5 protein-coding genes are annotated in these 6,130 nt (G+C 62.0%); 4 read left to right on the top strand and 1 reads right to left on the bottom strand.

Going from position 1 to position 6,130, the window contains the following annotated elements; all coding sequences use genetic code 11:
- A partial coding sequence (locus ABL922_RS13835) for an ATP-dependent helicase (protein ID WP_349024796.1) occupies positions 1 to 1,646 on the bottom strand: 1,646 nt, incomplete at its 3' end.
- A gap of 302 nt (positions 1,647 to 1,948) precedes the next feature.
- Here ABL922_RS13835 and trbB point away from each other — a divergent pair.
- The 4 genes from trbB to trbE are packed head-to-tail and all read left to right on the top strand — an operon-like array spanning position 1,949 to position 5,997.
- Complete coding sequence (gene trbB / locus ABL922_RS13830; RefSeq protein ID WP_349024795.1) at positions 1,949 to 2,932, top strand: P-type conjugative transfer ATPase TrbB; 984 nt, start codon at positions 1,949 to 1,951, stop codon at positions 2,930 to 2,932.
- The gene (locus ABL922_RS13825; RefSeq protein ID WP_349024794.1) at positions 2,929 to 3,261 is read left to right on the top strand and encodes a TrbC/VirB2 family protein; all 333 of its coding nucleotides are present in this window, start codon (positions 2,929 to 2,931) and stop codon (positions 3,259 to 3,261) included. Before trbB ends, ABL922_RS13825 begins: the two co-directional genes overlap by 4 nt.
- Positions 3,261 to 3,536, top strand: coding sequence for a VirB3 family type IV secretion system protein (locus ABL922_RS13820; protein WP_349024793.1), 276 nt, complete (start codon positions 3,261 to 3,263; stop codon positions 3,534 to 3,536). Before ABL922_RS13825 ends, ABL922_RS13820 begins: the two co-directional genes overlap by 1 nt.
- 4 nt (positions 3,537 to 3,540) lie before the next feature.
- Complete coding sequence (gene trbE / locus ABL922_RS13815; RefSeq protein ID WP_349024792.1) at positions 3,541 to 5,997, top strand: conjugal transfer protein TrbE; 2,457 nt, start codon at positions 3,541 to 3,543, stop codon at positions 5,995 to 5,997.
- The last annotated feature ends 133 nt before the right edge of the window (positions 5,998 to 6,130 follow it).

Here is a 6,130-nt window from a genome sequence, read left to right as displayed (position 1 = left end):
CGCTCAAGCCGGTCCGGCTGAAGAATGATGACGTTGTAGAGGTATTCGTACTTGTTGAGCAGCCGCGAGAATTTGGCGAGGTTGCGAGCCGGGCGGCTGTCCCTGACGCCGGAATGGGCAATATCCTCGCCAAGGTAATGGCTGAATGTCGGGAATTGGACCAGGTCGTAAAACAGGTTGGCGAAGGAGTAGTTGGTGTTCTCCGACAGCGTGAGGTGCTGCTTCGCTTTATCCTTGGCCCAGGCGGTAATTTGCTCGTCCGCACCAGATTTGAGATGGGCGATGAAGTCCCCGAGGCACCGGTCGAAATACGCCCAGACGTCGAGCTGCATACCCTCCCGCGTCGCCCGGATCGCCCCATATTGGGGAAACAGGAACATGTACGCACCGATCATCAACTTGATCTCGTCGCGCTCGAAATACATGTTTGAACGCGGGGCATAGATCGGGATGCCCGCAGCCTCCAGATCATTGGCAAATTGCGCGACCTTGGGATTGCGGACTGACCGAAACAGGAATGCGACCTGGTTCCAATCCTTGATGATGCCATCGCCGCGCAGCTTGGTCAGAAAGGCCACGGTTTCGCTGGCCCAGTTCTCCCCACCGTCTTCGCCGGAAACCTTGAAGACGACCGGACGCTTGGCACGATCATCGCCTGCCGCTTCGATCACCTTCGGGAACCGGTAGGACCGGTCACCGCCTTGCCAGTCGGCCAATTCCATCCAGCGATTGTAGAAATCGACAATGTCAGGATGTGAGCGGTAGTTTTTTGTCAGGTAAATCTGCTGGCATGTGCCTTCAGGGAACCGTGTCGGAAATTCGAGGATATTGCGGATCGACGCCCCGCGAAACCGGTAGAGCGCCTGATCGTCATCCCCGACCACGCACAGGTTATTGTGCCGTGATGCCAGTTTCAGAACGATCCGTTCCTGAATCGTGTTCGTGTCCTGATACTCGTCGATCATCAGGTAATCGAAGCGATTGCAGAGCTGTTCCGCGACTTCAGGCAATTCAAGTAGCCGCAAAACCTCGACCTGAATCGATGAAAAGTCGATGTAGTTATATTGGCCCAAAAGCGCCTGGTAGAGGGTGTATGCCTCACCGAGAATCTGGAGCTCGATCGCAGTCGCTTTTGCCAAGGCTTCTGGCGCAACGGCCTCTTCGGAAAGTTTATTCAGATAGCCACACAACCGCTCGGCAACGCGCCACGATGACAGGTTCTGGGATGGACGAATGAAATCCTCCAGCCCGGCTATCTCTCGAAATTCAGGGAGGCGCTGAAAGACAAAATACTGCTGATCGAACTGGTCGAGGATCGTGAAGTTCCGGCGGATGCTCGAAAAAGCGCGAAACTCGTCGATGATATCGAGGAAGATGGAATGTAGCGTCCCAACAGTCAGGTCGAGCGGATTGATCTTGCTGCCCGATCGTTGCAGGCGTTCGGAAATGCGGGTTTTGAGCTCTTTCGCCGCCTTCTCAGTGAAGGTCGAGATCAGCACCCGCTCCGGCTGCACTTCCCTTGAGGCAAGCAAGTTGACGGTGCGCTCGACAAGCGAAAACGTCTTGCCCGAACCCGGCCCCGCAACAATCAGCAAAGGACCGTCAAGGGTTTCGATTACTCGTTGCTGCTCGAAATTAGCCCCCACGCCACGTCCTTTGATTTAGCAATTTTCGACAGATGATTGATTGAAAGACATAAAGCGCCGTCGAATCCAGACTGCCTACCTGAAAATCAACTAACCTTGTATCTGAATTTCAGGTCAATTGTACGCGATTTGCCCGGTTCTCATCACCTCTAGGTGACCATTCTGTCCCGCCGTTCCTTTCTCCCTTTTCGCCACTCTACGCAGACCGCAACAACCTGTTGCAATCATCCAAATTGATGCCTCTTTGCTCTGCCTCGTGAGCGCAACCAATATCCGGTCGCCTCGCAGACACGAGGCATTTCATGAGCGTCATCCCGATCAAATCGCAAGCATCGTCGCGCGGCGCGCGCATGCTGCGCACAGCCCTCGGGCCGGAGATCGCGGCGTGGCTTGAAGACGCCTCGGTGATCGAGGTTATGCTCAATCCCGACGGGCGGCTGTGGATCGACCGGCTGGGTGCCGGGATCGCCGATACGGGGTGCGGGATGTCCGCTGCCGATGGCGAGCGGATCATCCGGCTGGTTGCGCATCATGTCGGGGCCGAGGTCCATGCCAAAGCACCGCGAGTATCGGCGGAGCTTCCCGATACGGGCGAGAGGTTTGAGGGGCTACTGCCACCGGTCGTGGCCGCGCCGAGTTTCGCAATCCGCAAGCCCGCCGTCGCGGTGTTCACCCTCGCGGATTACGTCGCGGCGGAAATCATGTCTGCATGGCAAGCCGAAGCGCTGATTGCTGCCGTTGCGACCCGCAAGAACATCCTGGTCGCCGGCGGCACATCGACCGGAAAGACCACACTCACCAACGCGCTGCTGGCCGAAGTCGCGAAGACCGATGACCGGGTGGTTCTGATCGAGGACACGCGCGAGCTGCAATGCGCCGCGCCTAACCTCGTGTCGCTGCGCACCAAGGACGGCGTTGCATCGCTCTCCGATCTGGTTCGTTCCGCACTGCGGCTGCGGCCCGACCGCATTCCCATCGGCGAGGTGCGCGGCGCGGAAGCGCTCGACCTGCTCAAAGCCTGGGGAACCGGCCATCCCGGCGGGGTCGGGACAATCCATGCCGGGTCCGCACTCGGAACACTGCGGCGCATGGAGCAGCTCATCCAGGAAAGCGTGGTCACCGTGCCGCGAGCACTGATCGCCGAAACCATCAATGTCATCGCCGTGCTCGTCCGTGACGGCACCGGCAGGCGACTCGCCGAACTCGCCCAGGTCACCGGACTCGATGATCGCGGCGACTATCAGATCCTTCCCATCACCCCCCAAGCCAAAGGAGTTATCTCGTGATCCAGACCATTTCGCGCGCCCGTGCCCACCTTTCCGCCGCCATGCTCGGCGGCTTCGTTGCTCTTTCCGTTGCCACGCCCGCTTATGCGGCGGGCTCGTCGATGCCGTGGGAAGCACCGCTCCAGTCGATCCTTGAATCGATCCAGGGACCGGTCGCCAAGATCGTCGCGGTGATGATCATCATCGCCACTGGCCTCGCGCTTGCGTTCGGCGACACTTCGGGCGGCGCGCGCCGAATGATCCAGATCGTGTTCGGTCTGTCGATCGCCTTCGCCGCCTCGTCCTTCTTCCTGTCGTTCTTCTCGTTCGGCGGCGGGGCGCTGGTCTGATGGAAACCGCGCCGCCCGAAGCTGTTCCGGGATACGTGGTGCCTGTTCACCGCGCGCTGACCGAGCATATCCTGCTCGGCGGCGCACCACGCGGGCTCGCGATTGCCAATGCGACGCTGGCCGCCGCGATCGGGCTTGGCCTGCGCCTGTGGATCGCGGGCGTCGTGATCTTCGCGCTCGGCCACATGGTGTCGATCTGGGCGGCTCGGCGCGATCCCCAATTCGTCGATGTCGCCCGGCGGCACCTGCGCTTTCCCACCTATCTGAGGGTCTGAGCCGATGCTCTCGCTTCGCGAATACAGGAACAAGGCTGACCGGCTTGCGGACTTCCTGCCTTGGGCGGCGCTAGTCGCACCCGGCGTCGTGCTCAACAAGGATGGCAGCTTCCAGCGCTCGGCTCGCTTCCGCGGTCCCGACCTCGACAGCGCGACGCCCGCCGAACTGATCGCCACGACCGCTCGGCTCAACAGCGCACTGCGGCGGCTCGGTTCGGGCTGGGCCATCTTCGTCGAGGCGGTGCGCCGACCGGCGCAGGACTATCCCGATAGCGATTTTCCCGATCCGGCGTCGATGCTTGTCGAGCGCGAACGCGCCGCGCAGTTTGCCGAAGAAGGCGCGCATTTCGAGAGCGCCTATTTCCTGACGTTGCTTTGGATGCCACCCGCCGAAGACGCCGCCCGCGCTGAGAGCTGGCTCTACGAGGGCAAGGCCGAAAAGGGCATCAACCCAAAGGAACTGCTCGACCTCTTCATCGACCGCACCGAGCGGTTGTTACGTCTGGTCGAGGGGTTCGTCCCCGAAGTCGCCTGGCTCGATGACAGCGAGACGCTGACCTACCTGCACAGCTGCATTTCGACCCGCAGCCACCGCGTGCGGGTTCCCGAAACCCCAATGCACCTCGATGCGCTGCTGGCAGATGAGCCGCTCACTGGCGGACTCGAACCGCGCCTCGGTCGCGCCCATCTGCGCACGCTGACGGTGGTCGGTTTTCCCAGCAGCACCTTCCCGGGCCTGCTCGACGAACTCAACCGGCTCGCCTTCGCCTATCGCTGGTCGACCCGCGCGGTCATGCTCGACAAGACCGATGCGACGAAGCTGACGGCCAAGATCCGGCGGCAATGGTTCGCCAAGCGCAAGTCGGTCGCCGCGATCCTCAAGGAGGTGATGACCAACGAGGCCTCGACGCTGCTCGACAGCGACGCGTCGAACAAGGCCGCCGATGCCGATGCGGCGCTGCAAGAGCTTGGCGCGGATCATGTCGGCCAGGCCTATGTCACCGCCACGGTCACGGTGTGGGACGAAGATCCCGCACTCGCGGCGGAAAAGCTGCGCCTCGTCGAGAAGGTCATCCAGGGCCGCGATTTCACCGTGATCGTCGAGGGCATGAACGCGGTCGAGGCCTGGCTCGGCTCTCTCCCCGGCCATGTCTACGCGAATGTCCGCACCCCCCCGATTTCCACCCTCAACCTTGCCCATATGATCCCCCTCTCAGCCGTGTGGGCCGGGCCGGAACGGGACGAACACTTCAACGCCGCCCCATTGTTCTATGCGCGGACCGAAGGCTCGACCCCGTTCCGGTTTTCACTCCATGTCGGCGATGTCGGCCATACGCTGATCGTCGGGCCGACAGGGGCGGGCAAGTCGGTGCTGCTGGCGCTGATGGCGCTACAGTTCCGCCGTTACGATCGCGCTCAAGTCTTCGCCTTCGATTTCGGCGGCTCGATCCGCGCCGCTGCGCTCGCCTGCGGCGGCGACTGGCAGGATCTGGGCACCAGCCTTTCCGAAGACAGCGCTGGAGCGGTGCTGTTGCAGCCGCTGGCGCGGATCAATGAACCTGCCGAGCGTAACTGGGCGGCGGAATGGCTCCAGGCGATTCTCACGTCTGAAGGCGTGACTGTCGATCCCGCCACCAAGGAGCATCTCTGGTCGGCGTTGACGTCGCTCAGCACAGCGCCGGACTCCGAACGGACGCTTACTGGCTTGGCCGTGCTGCTCCAATCGCAGGCGCTCAAACAGGCGCTGGCACCCTATTGCATCGGTGGGCCGTTCGGGCGGTTGCTCGATGCCGAGGTCGAACATCTCGGCGAAGCGAGCTTCCAGGCCTTCGAGACCGAAGGCCTGACTGGCTCCGCAGCAGCGCCTGCTGTGCTCTCCTACCTGTTCCATCGGATTGAAGGGCGACTCGATGGCTCGCCAACGATGATCATCATCGACGAAGGCTGGCTGGTGCTGGACAGTCCGGCGTTCGCCGCGCAGCTGCGCGAATGGCTGAAGACGCTGCGCAAGAAGAACGCGAGCGTGGTCTTCGCGACGCAGAGCCTTGCCGACATCGAGACGAGCTCGATCGCGCCGGCCATCATCGAAAGCTGCCCGACCCGCATCTTCCTGCCCAATGAACGTGCAGTCGAACCGCAGATCCTGTCGATCTACCGCCGCTTCGGGCTCAACGACCGGCAGATCGAAATCGTGGCGCGGGCGACGCCCAAGCGCGACTATTACTGCCAGTCGGCGCGGGGCAACCGGCTGTTCGAGCTTGGCCTGGGCGAAGTCGCGCTCGCCTACACTGCTACCTCATCGAAGACCGACCAGCTGGCGATTGCGGAAATGACCGAGGCGCACGGTACGGCGGGCTTCGCCGCCGCCTGGCTGCGCCATCGCGGCCTCGACTGGGCCGCCGACATGCTCCCGGCCGCCGACCCCGTTCCCCCCGCCCAATTGGGCCAACCCAAGGAGTAATGCCATGAAGTCGAGTATCAAGAAGTCTCTGGGTTTCCGCCAGATGCTCGCCGCCGGTGCTGCGGTGCTGTCGATGACTGTCACCGCGCTGGTTCCAGCACCTGCCTATGCCCAATTCGGCGGAATCGTTTAC

This window comes from Sphingorhabdus sp., assembly GCF_040079335.1.
Taxonomy (GTDB): Bacteria; Pseudomonadota; Alphaproteobacteria; order Sphingomonadales; family Sphingomonadaceae; genus Sphingorhabdus_B.
Note: the sequence above shows the minus strand (reverse complement) of the source record. Positions and strands in the feature narration are given on the sequence as shown.